Below are 18,629 nucleotides of genomic sequence, written 5' to 3'. Positions count from 1 at the left end.
GACCGCCGCCCCGGGCGGCGGTCCGCGCCTTCAGCAGTGCCCGAGCCACCTCCGCCACGCGGCGGGCGCGGCCGAGCGACGCCCCAGCAGCGAGGAGACATGTCGGTGGCCGACGACGACGCGAGCCCTTCCGCCCGCCTGCTCGCCCTCTTCGAGCGCCACCGGCTCACCCCCACCCAGCGCCGGATCGCCCACTGCCTGGTCCGGCACGCGGGCGAGGCGGTGTTCCTCTCCAGCGTCGAGGTGGCCCAGCTCGCCGGGGTCAGCCAGCCGTCGGTGACCCGGTTCGCGGTCGCGCTCGGCTTCGACGGCTACCCGGCGCTGCGCCGGCACCTGCGCGAACTCGGGTTGCCCACCACGCCCGAGTCCTCCGCCGAGGTGGACCGCAACGAGTACGTCGGCGCCGTGCACGCCGAGATCGCCAACCTGACCCGACTGGCCGACCAACTCGCCGACCCGGGCCCGATCGCGCACGCCGCCGCACTGCTCGCGCCCTCGCGCCCGCTGGTGGTGCTCGGCCTGCGCACCGGGATGGCGCCCGCGCTCGGCTTCGGCTACTTCGCGGCCAAGGTGTTGCCCGAGGTGCGCGTGCTGGACGAGGGCGGCTCGCTTTTGGTGGACCGGCTCGACCAGGCCCGCGCGGCGGGCGCGACCGGCCTGCTGTGCTTCGCGCTGCCGCGGTATCCGCGCGAGCTGGCCGAGGGCCTGCGGGTCGCGCGCGATCTGGGCATGCGGATCGTCACCGTCACCGACAGCCCGTTCGCGCCGGCGGCGGCACTGTCCGACGCGGTGCTGATCGCGGGGGTCGGCTCGCAACTGGTCTTCGACTCGTACGGCGCGCCGATCCTGATGGGGCAGATCCTGCTCCAGGCGATGTGCGACATCGAGCCCGCGCGGGCACAGGCTCGACTGGAGGAGTTCGAGCGGCAGGCGGGCGAGCGCGGGTTGTTCGACGTGTGAGCGGCCCGAGCCGCCGGTCGGGGCCGCATGCCTCGGCTGCGGCGAGGGCCCGTTGTCGAGCGCCGGTCGGGCCGTTCAGCGTCGCCCGGACCGCTTGCGGAGCGAGACGTGGTGCTCCGGTGTCGGCCGCCGGGTCGGTCCGCGCTGCGCCGGCATGAGCGAGATCGCGCCCAGCATGGCCAGTACGCCGACGATCGCCGCGCCGCCCGCGATCAGCGCGGTGTCCCGATAGCGCGGGATGCTGAGCAGGAAGCCGCCGGTGCACAGCAGCGCACCGGTCATCACCACCAGCGCCACCACGCCCGGCTCGCGCCCGCGGCCCCGCACCAGCATCACCAGGCCCGCGAACGCCACGAACGCGCCCAGTGCGGTGATCGCCCAGAGCACCTCCTGCAGATCCATGCCGTCCGGCTACCCGGCGCCGGTCCGCGCCGACCACCGATCGCATGAAGTGGCACCGAATGGGTCAAGTCCCCCGATGTCGCGGTGCTCACGCCGCCGGCTCGGCCGGCTCTCTTGGCGACGCCTTGCAGAACAGATAGATTCACTCTCGAAGCGACTGAATGTTTTCATACAGAAATCGTGCACAGGGACAGAAGGGGCGCCGCCATGTCGGACCACACCGCAGGACCGCGCGAGGTGCGCGCACCACGCGGGAGCACGCTCACCACCCGCGGCTGGCAGCAGGAAGGCGCCCTGCGGATGTTGCTCAACAACCTCGACCCCGAGGTTGCCGAACACCCCGACAAGCTGGTCGTCTACGGCGGCACCGGCAAGGCGGCGCGCGACTGGCGCTCCTTCGAGGCGATCACCCGCACACTGACCACGCTCAAGCAGGACGAGACGCTGCTCGTGCAGTCGGGCCGCCCGGTCGGCGTGATGCAGACGCACGAGTGGGCCCCGCGCGTCCTGATCGCCAACTCCAACCTGGTGCCCGACTGGGCCAACTGGGAGGAGTTCCGCCGGCTGGAGTCGGCCGGGCTGACCATGTACGGCCAGATGACCGCCGGCTCGTGGATCTACATCGGCACCCAGGGCATCCTCCAGGGCACCTACGAGACGTTCGCCGCGGTCGCGGCCAAGCGCTTCAACGGAACCCTGGAAGGCACCATCACGCTGACCGCCGGCCTCGGCGGCATGGGCGGCGCGCAGCCGCTGGCCGTGACCATGAACGGCGGCGTGGTCATCTGTATCGACTGCGACCCCTCGCGGATCGACCGCCGGATCGAGCACGGCTACTGCGACACCCGGGTCGAGACGCTGGACGCCGCTCTGCAACTGGCGGTCGAGGCGCGCGACGCCCGCCGTCCGCTGTCCATCGGCCTGCTGGGCAACGCCGCCGAGCTGGTTCCGCAGCTGCTCGCGATGGACGCGCCGATCGACATCGTCACCGACCAGACCTCGGCCCACGACCCGCTCGCCTACCTGCCGGTCGGCGTCGCGTTCGAGGACATGGCCGAGTACGCGCGCACCAAGCCCGCCGAGTTCACCGACCGCGCCCGCGAGTCGATGGCCCGGCACGTCGAGGCGATGGTCGGCTTCCAGGACAAGGGCGCCGAGGTCTTCGACTACGGCAACTCGATCCGCGGCGAGGCGCAACTGGCGGGCTACACCCGCGCGTTCGACTTCCCCGGCTTCGTCCCGGCGTACATCCGGCCGCTGTTCTGCGAGGGCAAGGGCCCGTTCCGCTGGGCCGCGCTCTCCGGCGACGCGCGCGACATCGCCAAGACCGACAAGGCCGTACTGGAGCTGTTCCCGGAGAACGAGTCGCTGGCCCGCTGGATCAAGCTCGCCCAGGAGAAGGTGCACTTCCAGGGCCTGCCCGCGCGGATCTGCTGGCTGGGCTACGGCGAGCGGGACAAGGCCGGCGAGCGATTCAACGACATGGTCGCCTCGGGCGAACTGGCCGCGCCGATCGTGATCGGCCGCGACCACCTCGACTGCGGCTCGGTGGCCAGCCCGTACCGGGAGACCGAGGGCATGCTCGACGGCTCCGACGCGATCGCCGACTGGCCGCTGCTGAACGCGATGGTCAACGTGGCCTCGGGCGCCTCGTGGGTGTCCATCCACCACGGCGGCGGGGTCGGCATCGGCCGCTCGATCCACGCCGGCCAGGTCACCGTCGCGGACGGCACGCCGCTGGCGGGCGAGAAGATCCGCCGGGTGCTCACCAACGACCCCGGCATGGGCGTGATCCGGCACGTGGACGCCGGCTACGACCACGCCGTCGACGTCGCGGACGAGCGCGGCGTGCGGGTGCCGATGCGCGAAGGCGACGCGTGAGCACCGGCTTCGAGGCCATGTGGCGCGACCTGCTTCCGGTGGGTCGCGCCACGACCGGCGGCTACCGCCGGTACGCGTGGACCGGCGCGGACGCGGAGTGCCGCGCCTGGTTTCGCGAACAGGCCGAGAACCGGAACCTGATCTACGAACAGGACCGCAACGGCAACCAGTGGGCGTGGACCGCGCCCGGCGCCGACGCGATCGTGATCGGCAGCCACCTGGACTCGGTGCCCGACGGCGGTGCCTACGACGGACCGCTCGGCGTGGTCTCCTCGTTCGCCGCACTGGACCTGCTGCGCGAGCGCGGCGCGGACTCGGCGCGCCCGCTGGGCATCGTCAACTTCGCCGACGAGGAGGGCGCCAGGTTCAACGTCGCGTGCGTCGGATCCCGGCTGTCCGCCGGGGTGCTGACGCCGGATCAGGCACGCGCGCTGAAGGACGCCGACGGGGTCTTCCTGGGCGATGCGATGGAGCGCGCCGGATTCGATCCGGCCGGGATCGGCGCCGACCCGGAACGACTGGGGCGGATCGCCGCATTCGTCGAACTGCACGTCGAGCAGGGCCGCGACCTGGTGCACCGCGACCGCGCGGTGGGCGTGGCCTCGGCGATCTGGCCGCACGGACGCTGGCGGTTCGACTTCCGCGGCGAGGCCAACCACGCGGGCACCACCCGCCTGGAGGACCGGCGCGACCCGATGTTGACCTACGCCAACACCGTGCTCGCGGCCCGCAAGAAGGCCCACCTCTCCGGAGCACTGGCCACCTTCGGCAAGGTCGACGCGCTGCCCGGTGCGGCCAACGCGATCGCCTCCGAGGTGCGCGGCTGGCTCGACTCGCGGGCCGCCGACGAGGACACCCTGGACGAACTGGTCGCGGAGATCATCCGGGCCGCCACCGAGCGCGGCGACCGGGACGGGGTCGACGTCGAGGTCACCCGCGAGTCGTTCACGCCCGTCGTCGAGTTCGAGGGCGCGCTGCGCGACCGGATCGCCAAGCAGCTCGGCGGCGCGCCGATCCTGCCCACCGGCGCCGGTCACGACGCGGGCATCCTGTCCGCGCGGCTGCCCACCGCGATGTTGTTCGTGCGCAACCCGACCGGCGTGTCGCACTCGCCCGCGGAGAGCGCCGAGATGGTGGACTGCCTCGCGGGCGTCACCGCGCTCGCCGACGTGGTGACCGACCTGATGAGCGAGGACCTCGGGTGAGCGAGTACTGGTGTGAGCTGGTGCAGACCCGCACCGGCATCGAACGCGACGTGGTGCTGTCCATCGTGGACGGCCGGATCACCTCGGTCACCCCCGACCGTCCGGCGCCCCCGGGCGCCTCGGTGTTGCCCGGACTGACCCTCCCGGGCCTGGCCAACGCCCACTCGCACGCCTTCCATCGGGCGCTGCGCGGTCGCACCCAGACCGGCACCGGCACGTTCTGGACCTGGCGCGACCAGATGTACCAGGCCGCGGGCCGGCTGGACCCGGACGGCTACCTCGCGCTCGCGCGGGCGGTGTACGCGGAGATGGCACTCGCCGGGATCACCTCGGTCGGCGAGTTCCACTACCTGCACCACGGCCCGGACGGCACGCCCTACGCCGACCCCAACGCCATGGGCCACGCGCTGATCGAGGCGGCCCGCCAGGCCGGCATCCGGATCACCCTGCTGGACACCTGCTACCTGCACGGCGGCCTCACCGCCGACGGCTACCGGCCGCTGGAGGGCGTGCAGCGCCGATTCGGCGACGGCAGCTCGGACGCCTGGTACGAACGCTGGGGCGCGCTGCGCGGCGACGACAACACCCGGATCGGCGCGGCCATCCACTCGGTTCGCGCCTTCGCCGCCAAGGACGACTACGCGACCTGGGCGGCCCGCACCGAAGGCGTCCCGGTGCATGTGCACCTGTCCGAGCAGCCCGCCGAGAACGCGGCGTGCGTCGCGCATCACGGGCTGACCCCCACCGGGCTCCTGGACGCGCACGGCTTCTGGAGCGCGAACGCGACGGCGGTACACGCGACCCACCTCACCGACGCTGACATCGCCGCGCTGGCCCGGGCCGAGGCCGGCGTGTGCTTCTGCCCGACCACCGAGCGCGACCTCGCCGACGGCATCGGTCCGGCCGGCGAGCTGGCCCGGGCCGGGGTGCCGCTGTCCCTGGGCAGCGACAGCCAGGCGGTGATCGACCTGTTCGAGGAGGCCCGCGGGGTCGAACTCGACGAGCGACTGCGCACCGGGCGGCGCGGCCACTTCACCTCCGCCGCCCTGCTCGCCTACGCCACCGTCACCGGCCACCGGGCGCTCGGCTGGGCCGACGCCGGCCGGATCGAGCCCGGCGCCCTCGCCGACCTGACCACGATCGGTCTGGACTCGGTACGCCTGGCCGGCACCGTTCCGCGCCTGGCCACCGAGGCGGCGGTGTTCGCGGCGACCGCGAGCGACGTCACGCACGTCATGGTCGGCGGACGCACCATCGTCCGCGACGGCGTGCACCAACTCGTGGACGCGGTCCCGCAGGCGCTGACCACGGCCGTGCACGGGCTGTTCGGCTGATCCACGGCCGCTCCGCCCCGGAGCGGCCGCTCCACCCCCGGACCGGAAGGGACCACTCGCGCGTGGCCACCACCCTCATCACCAACATCGGCTCGCTGGTCACCAACGACCCGGACCTCGGCGCGGGCCCGCTCGGCCTGCTCCGGGACGCGGCCCTCGTGCTCGACGGCGACCGGGTCGCGTGGGTGGGGGCCGCCGCGAGTGCTCCCGACGCCGACACCCGACACGACGCCGACGGACGCGCGGTGCACCCGGGCTTCGTCGACTCGCACGCGCACCTGGTGTTCGCGGGCGACCGCACCGCCGAGTTCGACGCGCGGATGTCCGGACAGGCCTACCGGGCCGGCGGAATCCGCACCACGGTCGCCGCGACCCGCGCCGCGAGCGACGAGGACCTGGCCGCGAACGCCGCGCGACTGGTCGAGGAGGCGGCCCGCCAGGGCACCACCACGATCGAGATCAAGTCCGGCTACGGCCTCACCGTCGCGGACGAGGAACGTGCGCTGCGGATCGCGTCCGCGTTCACCCCCGAGACCACCTACCTGGGCGCGCACATCGTCGCGCCGGAGTTCGCGGACGACGTGGCCGGCTACGTCGACCTGGTCACCGGTCCGATGCTCGACGCGTGCGCGCCGCACGCCCGCTGGGTGGACGTGTTCTGCGAACGCGGCGCCTTCGACGGCGACCAGGCCCGGGCCGTCCTGAAGGCCGGCGCCGCCCGGGGCCTGACCCCGCGCGTGCACGCCAACCAGCTCGGACACGGGCCCGGCGTACAACTCGCCGTCGAACTCGGCGCGGCCTCGGCCGACCACTGCACCCACCTCACCGACGCCGACGTGGACGCGCTGGCCGCCGGCGACACGGTGGCCACGCTGCTCCCGGGCGCCGAGTTCTCCACCCGCGCGGTCTACCCCGACGCCCGCCGGCTGTTCGCCGCAGGCGTCGACATCGCGCTGTCCACCGACTGCAACCCCGGTTCGAGCTACACCACGTCGATGCCGTTCTGCATCGCGCTCGCGGTCCGCGACATGGGCATGACACCGGACCAGGCGCTGTACGCGGCGACCGCCGGCGGCGCCCGCGCGCTGCGCCGCGCGGACGTGGGCGTGCTGCGCCCGGGCGCGCGGGCCGACGTGGTCGAACTCGACGCGCCCTCGCACGTGCATCTGGCCTACCGGCCCGGGGTGCCGCTGGTGCGCGGGGTGTGGCGCGCCGGGGTACCGGTCTGACCGCCCGCCCAGCGGCTCGCCCCTCTGACCGGGGGTAATCGTCCGGGCACGGGTCGGACAGAGCGTTCGAAATCGACGTGCCCGCGTTACGGACCCCCTCTGTCGCGACCCGCCGCGCTCGTGGATACTCCCCGGTAACTCTCTCAACCAGAAGCGTGGCCGGGACCCCGGTGGTGGGGCCCGGACATGCGCAGACGGAAGGAGCGCCGCCCATGGGCCGCCTCGCACAGACCGACGGACTCACCGATGTCCAGCGGGAGATCCTCGCCACCGTGCGCACCTTCGTGGACAAGGAGATCATTCCGGTCGCCACGGAGCTGGAGCACCGGGACGAGTATCCGGCGGAGATCGTCGAGGGCATGAAGGCCATGGGCCTGTTCGGCCTGATGATTCCGGAGGAGTACGGCGGCCTCGGCGAGTCGCTGCTGACCTACGCGCTCGTGGTCGAGGAGATCGCGCGCGGCTGGATGAGCGTGTCCGGCATCATCAACACGCACTTCATCGTCGCGTACATGATCAAGCAGCACGGCACCGACGAGCAGAAGGCCCACTACCTGCCGAAGATGGCCGAGGGCGAGATCCGCGGCGCGTTCTCGATGTCCGAGCCGCACTGCGGGTCGGACGTCTCGGCGATCCGCACCAAGGCGGTGCCGGACGGCGAGTTCTACGTGCTCAACGGCCAGAAGATGTGGCTCACCAACGGCGGCACCGCCAACCTGGTCGCGGTGCTCACCAAGACCGAGCTGGGCGAGACGTCGGTCTACCGGAACATGACCACGTTCCTCGTGGACAAGGAGTCCGGCTTCGGCGAGACCCGGCCGGGCCTGACCATCCCCGGCAAGATCGACAAGATGGGCTACAAGGGCGTCGACACCACCGAGATGGTGCTCGACAACTGTCGGGTGCCGGCCGACCGGATCCTGGGCGGGGTGCCCGGCAAGGGCTTCTACCAGATGATGGACGGCGTCGAGGTCGGCCGGGTGAACGTGGCCGCACGCGGCTGCGGGGTCGCCCAGCGCGCGTTCGAGCTGGGCATTCGGTACGCGCAGCAGCGGGAGACCTTCGGCAAGCCGCTGACCGGCCACCAGGCGATCCAGTTCAAGCTGGCCGAGATGGCCACCAAGGTCGAGGCCGCGCACGCCATGATGGTCAACGCGGCGCGCAAGAAGGACGCCGGCGAGCGCAACGACCTCGAAGCGGGCATGGCCAAGTACCTGGCCTCCGAGTACTGCAAGGAGGTCGTCGAGGACGCGTTCCGGATCCACGGCGGGTACGGGTTCTCGAAGGAGTTCGAAATCGAGCGCCTCTACCGCGAGGCCCCGATGTTGCTGATCGGCGAGGGCACGGCCGAGATCCAGAAGATGATCATCGGCCGGCGTCTGCTGGAGGACTACAAGCTCAAGGGCTGACACCCGGTGCCGTCGTACCTCGCCCGAGGATCCTCGGGCGGGGTGCGACGCCTGCCCGGTCGGAGGCGGGGATCGGTGCGATTCGGTGCGACCAACCGGGTCCGGTATCGGCTCGGTCGGCGTAGTGGTCGCGTCGTTGCGGGGCGAGGGTCGGGTGGCGGCCGATGATGACGAAACGTGTAACCGCCAGTGATCGGGGAGCACACCAATGGTCGCGAGACGCCCGGTTCCGGTACCGCCCGGCGCATTCGTCCGGATCGACGGGATCGCCCTGCACGTGCTCCGCGAGGGTTCCGGGCCCGTGGTGATCGCCACCAGCGGGCTCGGCGGCGCGTGGTTCGACTGGGATCCGGTGGCGCCGCTGCTGACCGCCGACTGCACGGTGGTCCGGTTCGACCGCCCGGGCCTGGGCTACTCCGAGCCGGACCCGCGACCCCCCACCCTGACGCACGAGGCGGACCGGATCGCCGCCCTGGCCGACGCGCTCGAACTGCCCGGCCCGTACGTCCTGCTGGCCCATTCGCTCGGCGCGTTCCATGTCGAGGGCTTCGCCCGGATGTATCCCGAGCGCACCGCGGGCCTGGTGCTGGTGGACCCGAGCAACGAGGAGCGACCCAGGGTGCGACCCGCCCGCCGGGCCCGGGTGCGAGCCGCGCGGGTGGTCGGGGGAGCGATGCGGGTCAGCGGGCTGGCCCGGGCGGTGGGGCCGGCGGCGCGCCGCTCGGTCCTGTTCACCCAGTCGCGCCGACACCGCGACGTGGCGGACGCGCGCTGGGTGCGCGGCGCGTACGGGTCGGGCCGGTTCTTCGCGACCGCACTGACCGAGAACGCCACCTATTTCGACGTCGCCGCCGAACTCGTCGACCTGCGCCGGGTCGCACCGCTGCCGGACGTGCCGTTGCGGGTGCTGGCCGCCGCCGGCGGGTACGAGAGCCTGGCCGCCCGGGCCCGCTGGGTGCGCGCGCTGCGCACCCTGGCGAACCTGTCCCCGCGCGGGCGCTGCGACGTGCTGGACGACTCCGCGCACTTCGTGATGTCGGACCGACCGGACGCGGTGGCGGAGGCGGTGCACGAGGTGTTGTCGGGCCGGACCGCGCCAGGGCATTGACGTCGGCTTTATGGGCGAATGTCACGTGTTGTCATGAATGCCGTCGGGTACACGTTCCGGGTCGAAGCAGCACACGGCCACAGGTCCACACGGCCCACCACCCGGCATCCAGGCGAGGCGGCACACCCATGTTCGGTCAGCAGAACCTCCCCCCGGGCGCCGGCGCGCCCGGCCCCGACCTCGCCAACACCGGCCAGGTGATCGCGTCGTACACGAACTACGCGGGTGCCCAGCGGGCCGTCGACTACCTGTCCGACCACGAGTTCCCGGTGGAGAACACCGCGATCGTCGGCGCCGACCTGCGGATGGTGGAGAACGTGCTCGGCCGGCTCACAGCGGGCAAGGCGGCGGCGTCCGGCGCGGCCAGCGGTGCGTGGTTCGGCCTGATGATCGGCCTGTTCCTGGGCATCTTCGCGGTCCGCGCGCACGGTTGGCTCTGGCTGGTGCTGATGGGCCTGGTCTGGGGCATCGCGGCGGGCGCCCTATTCGGCTGGCTGGGTTACAAAGCGCTGGGCGGGCGTCGGGACTTCGTCTCCACGAGTCAGATCGTCGCCTCGCGCTACGACGTCGTGGTGCGCCCGGACCTGGCCGAGCGGGCCCGCAACATGGTGGGCCGGCTCGACCTTTAGGGCGCGTCCGTATGGGTGGCGGCCGCGCGTCGCCTCCTCGGCCGCGCGCGTCGTGACCGCGGAAGCGCGCGTCGCGACCGCGCGCGTAGGGGCCGCGGACACGCGCGTCACAACCACCCGTTGCGGCGAAAGCCCCGGTGCATGAGCGTGCACGCGACGGCGATCACGCACAGCGTCATCGGGTAGCCGTACCGCCACTTCAGCTCCGGCATGTGTTCGAAGTTCATCCCGTACACGCCGGCCAGCATCGTGGGCACCGCGAAGATCGCCACCCAGGCGGAGATCTTGCGCATGTCCTCGTTCTGCGCGACGGTCACCTGGGCGAGGTTGGCCTGCAGGATCGAGGTCAGCAACTCGTCGAACGAGGCCACCTGTTCGCCGACGCGCGACAGGTGGTCCTCGACGTCGCGGAAGTACTCGCGGATGTCCGGGTGCACCTGGCGCATCGGGCGTTCGGCCAGCGAGTGCAGCGGACGGGCCAGCGGCGCGACGGCGCGCTTGAGTTCGAGCAGTTCGCGCTTGAGCTGGTAGATCCGGCCCGCGTCGCCCGCGCCGCCGCCGCCGAACACGTCGTTCTCGACCTCGTCGATGTCGTCCTGGATGAGCTGCGCGACGTCGAGGTAGGTGTCCACCACCCGGTCGGCCACCGCGTGCAGGACCGCCGAGGGCCCGGCGGCGAGCAGTTCGCCGCCGTCCTCCAGGCGACAGCGCAGGTCGGCGAGCGCGCCGTGCCGGCCGTGCCGCACGGTGACCACGAAGTCGTTGCCGAGGAAGACCATGATCTCGCCGGTCTCGACGATCTCGCTGGTCGCCGAGAGCTGCTCGTGCTCGACGTAGGTGACCGTCTTGAACACCGCGAACAGGGTGTCGTCGTAGCGCTCCAGCTTGGGCCGCTGGTGGGCGTGCACCGCGTCCTCGACGGCGAGTGGGTGCAGCCCGAACCGCTCGGCGATGCCGGACAGTTCGAGCGCGCTCGGCTCGTGCAGGCCGATCCAGACGAAGCCGCCGCCGGTGCGCACCTCGTGGATCGCCGAGTCGGGATTCGCGTAGCCGTCCAGGCGTCGACCGTCGCGGTACACGGCGCAATCCACCACACAGTTCCCGGTCGTCACGGGCGTGATCGACGGCAGTGGGGTGCGGCGGAGCGGACGGACTACGGCGCGGAGGTCGCGAATCATCGACATGACGGGGCTCCTGCACTGACGGCACGCGCAAACGCCACAGCGCCGCGGCGGCAGGCCGCGGAGAGCGTCGACACGTGCAAGCGGAACGAATCACCGAAAGAACGGCAAAAGATCCTGACGCCCCGTCACGGAGGAAATTCGGAGGTCGGGTACCGGGCCGGGAAGCGGTGGCCGGAACTCGGCGAAAGTCTCGGAAACCCTCAGAAAGGGCGGGGCGTGCGACTGGATCGGGGAAGATCGGGTGAGCCGCCGGTACTGCACGGTGTGCTGGTATGCACCACGATCACCTCCCACGGCCGGTCCCCGCTGGGGGAAAGCCTTCGCTCGTCGACCGGGCGGGTCGGGGCGAGGGCGAGTCCGTCATCCGATGGCGCGCGAGGATGTTCACATCCGGCGGGCCGACTATGCAGAGTACACCAGAGTGCGTGCCGCAAAGGCCGGTATGCGAACGGCTCCTGACGGCGAATTAGCATGCGGGCATGTTCGACTTCACGCCGGGACCCGAGCCGATCGACCCCACTCCGCAGGTCGAGGCACATCTGACGGCCGCGTTCGGCGATCCGACCGGCCGGGCCGGCGTCACCTTCGTGGGCGCCGATCGCATCGAGGTACTGCGCTTCGGGCCGGACGCCGACGGCGTGGTCCGGTACGCGACGCTGGGCATGTCCCGGGCTCCGATGGCCGATCCGGCGGCACTGCTGGCCGATCCGGTGGCGGGGCCGCGGGCGGAGCTGGTGCTCTCGGTGCGCGGCGGGCACGACTCGGTGCTGCGTCCGTTGGCCGTGCTGGGTGCGACTCCGCAGGTGGAGGGACTGGTGATTGCGCCGGGCGCGTCGCTCGACCTGGGCGGCCCGCTGTGGGACGACGCCGTCTTCCATGCGGTGCTGGTCGCCGAGCCCGGTGGTCTGCTCGCCGACCTGCCGCTGCCCGATCCGGCCGATCCGGTCCGGTTCTTTCCGCTGCTTCCGATGACGCCCGCCGAGGCCGCCTGGAAGCGGGCCCAGGGCGCGGAGGCGCTCCAGGAGAAGTGGCTGCGGCACGGGACCGACCTCCGCGACCCCAACCGCCGTGCGGTGTCGCTGGGTTGAGGGGGCGGTTCGCGCTCGGGCCGCCGGCCCCGGAGATCCCGTGTGGGTGTCCGGGGCCGGCGGCCTCTCGTGTGCGGGTGCGGCGGATTACGGGATCGGGTCGTCTGCGGCTGCGGCGGATTACGGGATCAGGAGTACCGGGCACGCCGAGCGGTGGGCGACCGAGTCGCTGACGCTGCCCAGGAACAGGCTTGCCACGCCGCCGTGTCGGCGGGCGCCCAGGACGACCAGGTCGGCGTCGAAGCTGCGGGCCTGGTCCAGGACCGCGTTGGGCACGTCGCTGCGGACGGTTTCCTCGGTCCAGCCCTCGACGTTGGTCACGCCGCCCGCCTTGAGCGTGTCGACGGCCGAGGTGACCACCTTGACCGCGGCGTCGGCGGTCTCGTCCTCGACGACGCCGCCCACTCCGCCGCCGTCCACCACGTCCAGTGTCTGCACGTGCAGGACGCGGACGGCGGCCCCGCCGGCGACGGCCAGGCGAGCGGTGTGCGCCAGGACCTCGTCTGCCTCGGGGGTGGAGTCCACTGCGACCAGGATCCGCTGGTACATGTCGTGCACTTCCTTTTCCACAGGTTTTACAAGTTTTACAGGTATCGAACTATTTGTACTCGCTCGGCCGGGACGGGCTGCGGCCGGGTCAGGCCGCGGCCGGGACGTGCTGCGGCGTACGTGCCGTCGGGGTGTCGCGGTGGTCGACCACGGACAACGTGCGGCGCGCGCCGAACAGCACGGCGGCGGCGATCAGGCAGGTCACGGTCGCGACCAGGAACGGCACGTGCACATCGAAGTGCTCCTCCAGCTTGGGCGCCAGGAACGGCGCTGCCGCGGCGGCGAACCAGCGGACGAAGTTGTACCCCGCGCTCGCCACGGGTCGCGGCGAGTCCGAGACTTCGAGCGCCATCTCGGTGAACACCGTGTTATTGATACCGATGAAGGCTCCCGAAACGATGACACCGGTCACAATGACGGCCTTCGACCCGTACGCGATCACGCCGAGGTCGGCGGCGAACAGGAGAAGGCTCACGGCGGCCACGTTCGCGGAGCCGAAGCGGGCCTGGAGCCGCGGAGCGACCAGGACCGAGCAGACGGCGAGCAGGACGCCCCAGCCGAAGAACACCGCGCCGCTGCGGTAGGGGCTCATGTTCAGCACGAACGGGGTGAACGCGAGCACGGTGAAGAAGCCGTAGTTGTAGAAGAACGCGCCTGCGGCGGTGGTCGCCAGGCCCTTGTGGCCGAGTGCCTTGAGCGGGTCGAGCAGGCCGACCTGGCGGGCGGGCCTGGGCTGTTCCTTGAGCAGCGCCACGATCAGCGCGAAGCCGATCGCCATCAGCGCGGCCGTGCCGTAGAACGGGTAGCGCCAACTGGCGTCGCCGAGCACCGCGCCCAGCAGCGGCCCGCAGGCCATGCCGAGGCCGAGTGCCGATTCGTAGAGCAGGATCGCGGCGGACGAACCTCCGCTCGCGGCGCCGACGATCACGGCCAGGGACGTGGACACGAACAGCGCGTTGCCCAGCCCCCAGCCGGCCCGGAAGCCGACCAGTTCGCCGACCGATCCGGAGGTGCCGGCGAGTCCGGCGAAGATCACCACGAGCGCGAGGCCGAGCAGGAGCGTACGTCGGCCGCCGATCCGGCTGGAGACGAAGCCGGTGACGAGCATGGCCACGGCGGTGATCAGGAAATAGCTGGTGAACAGCAACGACACCTGGCTGGGGGACGCGTCCAGCCCCTTGGCGATCGAGGGCAGGATCGGGTCGACCAGACCGATCCCCATGAACGCGACCACGGCCGCGAACGCGGTGGCCCACACGGCCATCGGCTGCTTGAGGATGCTGCCCTGCTGGGGCGCGTGCACGGCCTGGGCGTCGCCCCGGATCTGCCCGCCGCCGGAATGGGACCGCATGCGAGACCTCCGCACTCTTGGTTCGGCTTACTCTTGTTACTTAGCTTCGCTAATAAGTGTAAGCTACATGTATATGAGCGGCAAGGGTGCGCTCGCGGATCGGGCGGATCCGGCGGGAGGGGGTGTGTGGGCCGGTCGGGTCGGCGGAGGAGGGTCCCATGAGCCGGCAGGGTTGTCGGGGCGGGTCGCACGTCTGCTTCGCAGCCGGGTCGGGCCGGTCGCTCCGCGCCGGGGCGCCCGTCCGCTACGCGGCCGACACCTTGGTGCGGTCGTGGACGAGGACGGAGGTGGCGAGCATGACCATCAGCCTTGTTTCACAGCTGACTTCCCCGTGCACGGGCGCCTCTTGCTCGTGGCGTCGGATCACTGTTTGACGGACTGCATCAGAGCCGCCCAGGCAACGGGCGAGACGGTCAGATGGCCGCGGGCTGTGTCCTTGGAGTCGCGGGCGCCCACGGCGCCGTCGAGGGGTGCCACCTCGACGCACTCCTGGTCGCTCTGACCGCTGTAGCTCGACTTTCGCCAGCCGGGGGACTGGGGGCGTGCCTTCGTCATGTGCACTCCAAGAGGTCTCGCAGAAGCCGTTGCGAACGCGAGGGAGAAAGAGTCTCGGCTCGCAACAGATCGTATCGACGCTGGATTTCCGCAACCGCGTGGCCTTCGGTGATCATCTGCCCCTCGACCATGCCGGCTGCGTAGGCGCACTCGCCGCGACCAGGGATCGAGAGCACGACGAATGCGCCATCCATGCAAGGGTGCAAGCCGCAGTCCATCGGGACTACTTCGAGCACCACATTCGACAATTCGCTTACCTCCAGCAGGTGCACCAACTGTGGGCGGGCCACCCGTGCATCATGCTTCAGTCGGATGAGTGCGGCCTCGTCGACGGCGGCCCAGTACTGCGGGGCCTCCTTCTTGGTGAGCAAGCGCTTTCGCTTGAGTCGGCGCGCAACCCAGGACTCGACGATTGCCGGTGGAAACCTGGCCTTGTGCAGGAGGGCCCGGATGTAGTCCTCGCACTGGAGCAGCCCGGGAATTGCTTGCGGCTGGAAGGTACGGATGCGGGATGCCTGCTGCTCGGACTCCGCGAAGGTCTCGAACCAACTGAGCCGCCCCTCCGCCAAGCGGTAAGCGTGGAAGGCGGTGGCCGTCAGCAGGCCCGTTCCGCCGAGGACCCGATCGAGATCGGCCGCGAACTCGGGGCTGGGCCGCCGCTCGGCCGTCTCTATCTGTCCAACAAAAGATCCTGTTGAATGCAGCTCGGCCCCGAGTTTCTGCTGCGTCATGCCTGCGAGTTTGCGGAGAAATCGCAGGTGGGCGCCGAATAGGGCCCACATCGAGGCTTCCGGGTCGAGTTCTTTGGCTGCCGGCATCGCGCGCCTATCCGTCGGATTCATCTGCTGAACGCTGCACCGTTCCCAATGTAGGCCCAAGGGTGTTCGCTCAGTAGTGAATCGGTCACACAGGAGCAGATCGGTCCGACGTACCTGCTCGGATCGGCACCCCGTCAGGAGAGACCATGGGCGTGTGGGAGGGCAGGAGCCGGATGACCATGAGTGTCTACCGCCTCTACCCCAACGGCGAACGCGAGGACGTCAAGCCTCGCGAGGAATTCGAACTGGGCGATGCCGCAAGGTCGTTGCCCCGATCAGGAAATGGCGCGCAGAACGAATTGCCGATGCCGTGGCCGACGCCGGCCGAGGGGTAGGCATGTCCACGACCGATACCGCGGGTGTGATGGTCACGGCCGGCGCGGTGGACTGGGCCTCCCTTCGGATTGCGCGATGGGGGGTGCGCCATTACGGCAAGCTGTTCCGCGATCCCTATCGGGGAACTGTCGGCCGCCTCCGCGAAGTCGACGGTGTCCTGGCTGTGTTGCGGACCCGGCAGGGGCTCGAAGTCGCGTGTTCCGTCCGGCGCTTGGTGGACGCCGTTAGCGGCCGACCCGCAGCCGTGGTCACGGCCCGCGCGGTGTCGGCTTCATGCGCCGAGAGCGGGTGACGCCGTGCATACGGAGGGGACCACCGAAGCGGACAGGATGGCCGGGCGAATCCTGGCGTATCGCTACCTCGGAGCACTGGTGCACGAGGACGTGCGGGGCCCCACCGGGCGCGAGGGTGAACTGACCGCGGTCGACGGCCGCCAGGCATGGGTGCGAACCCGAAGCGGACTCGAATTCGTGGTACCGGTGCGCCGATTGGTGATCGACACGTTGCCCGCGCCACGCCCCGGCCAACCAGTGCGCCACCGCGACACCAAGGAAACGATCGGCATCTACCTGTGCGTCCTTCCCGGACCGAACGGCCCGAAGGCTGTCGTACAACGCTGTGACGGCAGGCCGATATGGGCCGGCCATCCGGACGAGCTGGTACCCGACTACCCGACAGGCCGCGTCACTTGGCCGCCTCCCCCCTGACTGCCGCACCGCCGCGAGAACCGAAACTGCGAGGCGAGGATCGGTGGTGCCCGAGTTGTTCGGCGAGCAGTCGTGTGCCTCCCACCCGGCGCCCCAGTGCCGTTCACCCAAGACGAGTCCTGACGAACCGGCCTGACCCCGCTGGGAGCACACGGCCGGGTGCCAGTCGAACGGCACCTGGCTCGCACAGTGAAAGTTTTCCTGCCATTGCCAACCGAAATATGGGGGATCAATGAGGAAGTCATCACGAAGTCGAGCACCCCCGAATGGTTGCGGCTTCGCACCTGCCATGAGCACGATGGGTCGGTGTCGAACTCACCACTATTCGACGGTGGCTCGGCTCTCATCACAGCGGCATGGCACGCCCCATCCAAACTGGAGGGAGTGATCCGCATGAGTGATTCACGTAGCGAGATCATCAAGGTCCCTGGCGAAGATCTACTCGTCACGATTGAGACGTTGGGAAGCGTCCACGACCGCAACGACGCGGACCGATCCGACCCGCCGCCTGACGCGACTGGCGACACTCAGCCGGATGGCGATGGCCTCAACTACCCGGCGTAGTCCGACCTGAGAGAAACGAGCCACGAGGCCGCGCGGCCAATGCCGCGCGGCCTCGCGCTTCTGCTGTCACTCACCTCATCGGAGGAACACCGTGGAACACCGGCTGATCAGCGCGGTCGAAGGGGCCCTGGCTTGGCGAGGATCAACCAATCTCGGCGGCAAGTTTGCCCGAGGCAATCTTGGTGATCCGGACCTTCTCCAGCGCCTGCTGACCCCCAACAAACTCTTGGATCTGGTGATGCGGCGGAGCCTGAGCAACCCGCAGGTCAGGGTCTTTCGTGAGGGGAACGAGTTACATCCTCGGGAATACTTGAGCGCGGTGAGCACCAGGCGGGGACAGAACATCAGCGTGGTGAACATGCACCGACTCGGCAGTCTCCTCGAAGCCGGGGCAACGCTGGTACTGGACGGTGGAAATGCCTTCGACCCCACACTGGAAGTCGTGTGCCGAGCGATGCAGTGGTGGGCACACGAGCGGGTTCAGGTCAACATCTACGCCACAACCAGCGATGCCTCCGGGTTTGGCCTGCACTGGGATGACCATGAGGTTCTGGTTGTTCAAATGGCGGGAGAGAAAACGTGGGAGGTCCGTGGCCCTTCACGCATCTCCCCGATGTTCCGGGATTCGGAAAGGAATATTACGCCAAGTGAGGAAATTGTGTGGGAGGGCACGATGGCGGCCGGCGACGTCATGCACATTCCCCGCGGCTACTGGCATTGCGCGACCCGTGTTGGGCAGGAAAAGAGCGGCCACAGCATCCACATGACGTTCGGGTTCCCCCGGCGAACCGGCGCATCATGGCTGGGCTGGTTGGCCGAGTGGTGTCGGGACGACGAGATCTTCCGCCACAACCTCTATCGAGACGATTCTCCACATGAACAAGCGCAACAGGCCCGGGAACTGTATGGCGCCGCGCAGAAACTGATCGCTGCGAGAGGGCCGTCGGATTACCTCGAACACGTCGAGCGGGAGACGACACCTGCTCGGCAAGTCCCGTGGATCGAGGCGTTCGGACCGCTCGAAGCCGTGGTATGCACAACTGAGTTCGCCCCTCGAATCGACGTGAACGATGACTGCGTCGAGATCACCTCTAGCGGCCTGCGGATCTCGCTCCCTTCCGAGGCCGAACACGCCGTACGGATGCTGCTGAGCGGGCACCCGGTTCGCCTTGTCCCGGGTAATCCGGAAATGGCCCGATTCCATGGCTCCATCCGCGGGTTGGCCTCCGTCTTCGTCAAGGAGGGGCTGTGCTCAGTCCTGACTCCCGAATTGTCCTCGGGCTACACCGATCTCGTTACCAACGCCACACCCTGACCGCC

Annotated in this window: 19 protein-coding genes; 13 read left to right on the top strand and 6 right to left on the bottom strand. The window is 70.2% G+C overall.

Features of this window, described 5'->3' with window-relative positions; all coding sequences use genetic code 11:
• Window positions 1-99 precede the first annotated feature (99 nt).
• The gene (locus ACIBM5_RS02875) at window positions 100-960 is read left to right on the top strand and encodes a MurR/RpiR family transcriptional regulator (RefSeq protein ID WP_396005034.1); all 861 of its coding nucleotides are present in this window, start codon (window positions 100-102) and stop codon (window positions 958-960) included.
• A 75-nt stretch (window positions 961-1,035) separates the two neighbouring features.
• On the opposite strand, the gene ACIBM5_RS02870 is transcribed toward ACIBM5_RS02875, so the two are convergent.
• Entirely contained in the window at window positions 1,036-1,362 is a 327-nt protein-coding gene (locus ACIBM5_RS02870) for a hypothetical protein (RefSeq protein WP_396005033.1), read from the bottom strand.
• 207 nt (window positions 1,363-1,569) lie between these two features.
• Here ACIBM5_RS02870 and hutU point away from each other — a divergent pair, with 207 nt between their 5' ends.
• The 7 genes from hutU to ACIBM5_RS02835 all read left to right on the top strand — a co-directional run bounded on the left by hutU (window position 1,570) and on the right by ACIBM5_RS02835 (window position 10,157).
• Complete coding sequence (hutU, locus tag ACIBM5_RS02865; protein ID WP_396005032.1) at window positions 1,570-3,243, top strand: urocanate hydratase; 1,674 nt, start codon at window positions 1,570-1,572, stop codon at window positions 3,241-3,243.
• Between the two features lie 17 nt (window positions 3,244-3,260).
• On the top strand, window positions 3,261-4,448 hold the full coding sequence (locus ACIBM5_RS02860) for an allantoate amidohydrolase (protein ID WP_396005116.1): 1,188 nt from the start codon (window positions 3,261-3,263) through the stop codon (window positions 4,446-4,448).
• Window positions 4,445-5,782, top strand: coding sequence for a formimidoylglutamate deiminase (locus tag ACIBM5_RS02855; protein ID WP_396005031.1), 1,338 nt, complete (start codon window positions 4,445-4,447; stop codon window positions 5,780-5,782). The genes ACIBM5_RS02860 and ACIBM5_RS02855 overlap by 4 nt, the downstream gene beginning before the upstream one ends.
• Window positions 5,783-5,844: 62 nt before the next feature.
• Complete coding sequence (gene hutI / locus ACIBM5_RS02850; protein ID WP_396005030.1) at window positions 5,845-7,011, top strand: imidazolonepropionase; 1,167 nt, start codon at window positions 5,845-5,847, stop codon at window positions 7,009-7,011.
• A 212-nt stretch (window positions 7,012-7,223) separates the two neighbouring features.
• The gene (locus ACIBM5_RS02845; protein WP_391585232.1) at window positions 7,224-8,420 is read left to right on the top strand and encodes an acyl-CoA dehydrogenase family protein; all 1,197 of its coding nucleotides are present in this window, start codon (window positions 7,224-7,226) and stop codon (window positions 8,418-8,420) included.
• A gap of 208 nt (window positions 8,421-8,628) precedes the next feature.
• Window positions 8,629-9,528: an alpha/beta fold hydrolase gene (locus tag ACIBM5_RS02840; RefSeq protein WP_396005029.1), complete on the top strand. Its 900-nt coding sequence runs from the start codon at window positions 8,629-8,631 to the stop codon at window positions 9,526-9,528.
• 128 nt (window positions 9,529-9,656) lie between these two features.
• A complete protein-coding gene (locus tag ACIBM5_RS02835) occupies window positions 9,657-10,157 on the top strand; it encodes a general stress protein (RefSeq protein ID WP_391585230.1) in 501 nt (166 codons plus the stop codon).
• 107 nt (window positions 10,158-10,264) lie between these two features.
• Here ACIBM5_RS02835 and corA read toward each other — a convergent pair whose 3' ends face one another.
• Window positions 10,265-11,341, bottom strand: coding sequence for a magnesium/cobalt transporter CorA (gene corA / locus ACIBM5_RS02830; protein WP_396005027.1), 1,077 nt, complete (start codon window positions 11,339-11,341; stop codon window positions 10,265-10,267).
• A 479-nt stretch (window positions 11,342-11,820) separates the two neighbouring features.
• Here corA and ACIBM5_RS02825 point away from each other — a divergent pair, with 479 nt between their 5' ends.
• Entirely contained in the window at window positions 11,821-12,429 is a 609-nt protein-coding gene (locus ACIBM5_RS02825) for a suppressor of fused domain protein (protein ID WP_396005026.1), read from the top strand.
• A gap of 120 nt (window positions 12,430-12,549) precedes the next feature.
• Here the strand turns inward: ACIBM5_RS02825 and ACIBM5_RS02820 are convergent, their stop codons facing one another.
• From ACIBM5_RS02820 to ACIBM5_RS02805, 4 genes are all read right to left on the bottom strand, one after another.
• Entirely contained in the window at window positions 12,550-12,978 is a 429-nt protein-coding gene (locus ACIBM5_RS02820; RefSeq protein ID WP_396005025.1) for a universal stress protein, read from the bottom strand.
• Between the two features lie 88 nt (window positions 12,979-13,066).
• Window positions 13,067-14,242: an MFS transporter gene (locus ACIBM5_RS02815; RefSeq protein WP_396005115.1), complete on the bottom strand. Its 1,176-nt coding sequence runs from the start codon at window positions 14,240-14,242 to the stop codon at window positions 13,067-13,069.
• Between the two features lie 450 nt (window positions 14,243-14,692).
• Entirely contained in the window at window positions 14,693-14,884 is a 192-nt protein-coding gene (locus ACIBM5_RS02810; RefSeq protein ID WP_396005024.1) for a DUF397 domain-containing protein, read from the bottom strand.
• A complete protein-coding gene (locus tag ACIBM5_RS02805; RefSeq protein ID WP_396005114.1) occupies window positions 14,881-15,666 on the bottom strand; it encodes a helix-turn-helix domain-containing protein in 786 nt (261 codons plus the stop codon). Before ACIBM5_RS02805 ends, ACIBM5_RS02810 begins: the two co-directional genes overlap by 4 nt.
• A gap of 215 nt (window positions 15,667-15,881) precedes the next feature.
• Here ACIBM5_RS02805 and ACIBM5_RS02800 point away from each other — a divergent pair, with 215 nt between their 5' ends.
• From ACIBM5_RS02800 to ACIBM5_RS02785, 4 genes are all read left to right on the top strand, one after another.
• Window positions 15,882-16,037, top strand: a complete 156-nt coding sequence (locus ACIBM5_RS02800) for a hypothetical protein (RefSeq protein WP_396005023.1) — start codon at window positions 15,882-15,884, stop codon at window positions 16,035-16,037.
• 297 nt (window positions 16,038-16,334) lie between these two features.
• Entirely contained in the window at window positions 16,335-16,745 is a 411-nt protein-coding gene (locus ACIBM5_RS02795) for a hypothetical protein (RefSeq protein ID WP_396005022.1), read from the top strand.
• A gap of 189 nt (window positions 16,746-16,934) precedes the next feature.
• On the top strand, window positions 16,935-17,309 hold the full coding sequence (locus tag ACIBM5_RS02790) for a hypothetical protein (protein WP_396005021.1): 375 nt from the start codon (window positions 16,935-16,937) through the stop codon (window positions 17,307-17,309).
• 91 nt (window positions 17,310-17,400) lie between these two features.
• Window positions 17,401-18,624 (top strand): JmjC domain-containing protein, encoded by a 1,224-nt coding sequence (locus tag ACIBM5_RS02785; protein WP_396005020.1) that lies wholly within the window; start codon window positions 17,401-17,403, stop codon window positions 18,622-18,624.
• Window positions 18,625-18,629: the final 5 nt, after the last annotated feature.

The organism is Embleya sp. NPDC050493, assembly GCF_044458105.1.
Lineage (GTDB): Bacteria > Actinomycetota > Actinomycetes > Streptomycetales > Streptomycetaceae > Embleya.
Note: the sequence above shows the minus strand (reverse complement) of the source record. Positions and strands in the feature narration are given on the sequence as shown.

Coding starts and splice junctions, on each gene's coding strand:
- ACIBM5_RS02840 (WP_396005029.1), top strand. CDS start 8,629: ATGGTCGCGAGACGCCCGGTTCCGGTACCGCCCGGCGCATTCGTCCGG.
- ACIBM5_RS02875 (WP_396005034.1), top strand. CDS start 100: ATGTCGGTGGCCGACGACGACGCGAGCCCTTCCGCCCGCCTGCTCGCC.
- ACIBM5_RS02825 (WP_396005026.1), top strand. CDS start 11,821: ATGTTCGACTTCACGCCGGGACCCGAGCCGATCGACCCCACTCCGCAG.
- ACIBM5_RS02810 (WP_396005024.1), bottom strand. CDS start 14,884: ATGACGAAGGCACGCCCCCAGTCCCCCGGCTGGCGAAAGTCGAGCTAC.
- corA (WP_396005027.1), bottom strand. CDS start 11,341: ATGTCGATGATTCGCGACCTCCGCGCCGTAGTCCGTCCGCTCCGCCGC.
- ACIBM5_RS02860 (WP_396005116.1), top strand. CDS start 3,261: ATGTGGCGCGACCTGCTTCCGGTGGGTCGCGCCACGACCGGCGGCTAC.
- ACIBM5_RS02815 (WP_396005115.1), bottom strand. CDS start 14,242: ATGGCCGTGTGGGCCACCGCGTTCGCGGCCGTGGTCGCGTTCATGGGG.
- ACIBM5_RS02805 (WP_396005114.1), bottom strand. CDS start 15,666: ATGTGGGCCCTATTCGGCGCCCACCTGCGATTTCTCCGCAAACTCGCA.
- ACIBM5_RS02845 (WP_391585232.1), top strand. CDS start 7,224: ATGGGCCGCCTCGCACAGACCGACGGACTCACCGATGTCCAGCGGGAG.
- ACIBM5_RS02870 (WP_396005033.1), bottom strand. CDS start 1,362: ATGGATCTGCAGGAGGTGCTCTGGGCGATCACCGCACTGGGCGCGTTC.
- hutU (WP_396005032.1), top strand. CDS start 1,570: ATGTCGGACCACACCGCAGGACCGCGCGAGGTGCGCGCACCACGCGGG.
- ACIBM5_RS02835 (WP_391585230.1), top strand. CDS start 9,657: ATGTTCGGTCAGCAGAACCTCCCCCCGGGCGCCGGCGCGCCCGGCCCC.
- ACIBM5_RS02800 (WP_396005023.1), top strand. CDS start 15,882: ATGAGTGTCTACCGCCTCTACCCCAACGGCGAACGCGAGGACGTCAAG.
- ACIBM5_RS02820 (WP_396005025.1), bottom strand. CDS start 12,978: ATGTACCAGCGGATCCTGGTCGCAGTGGACTCCACCCCCGAGGCAGAC.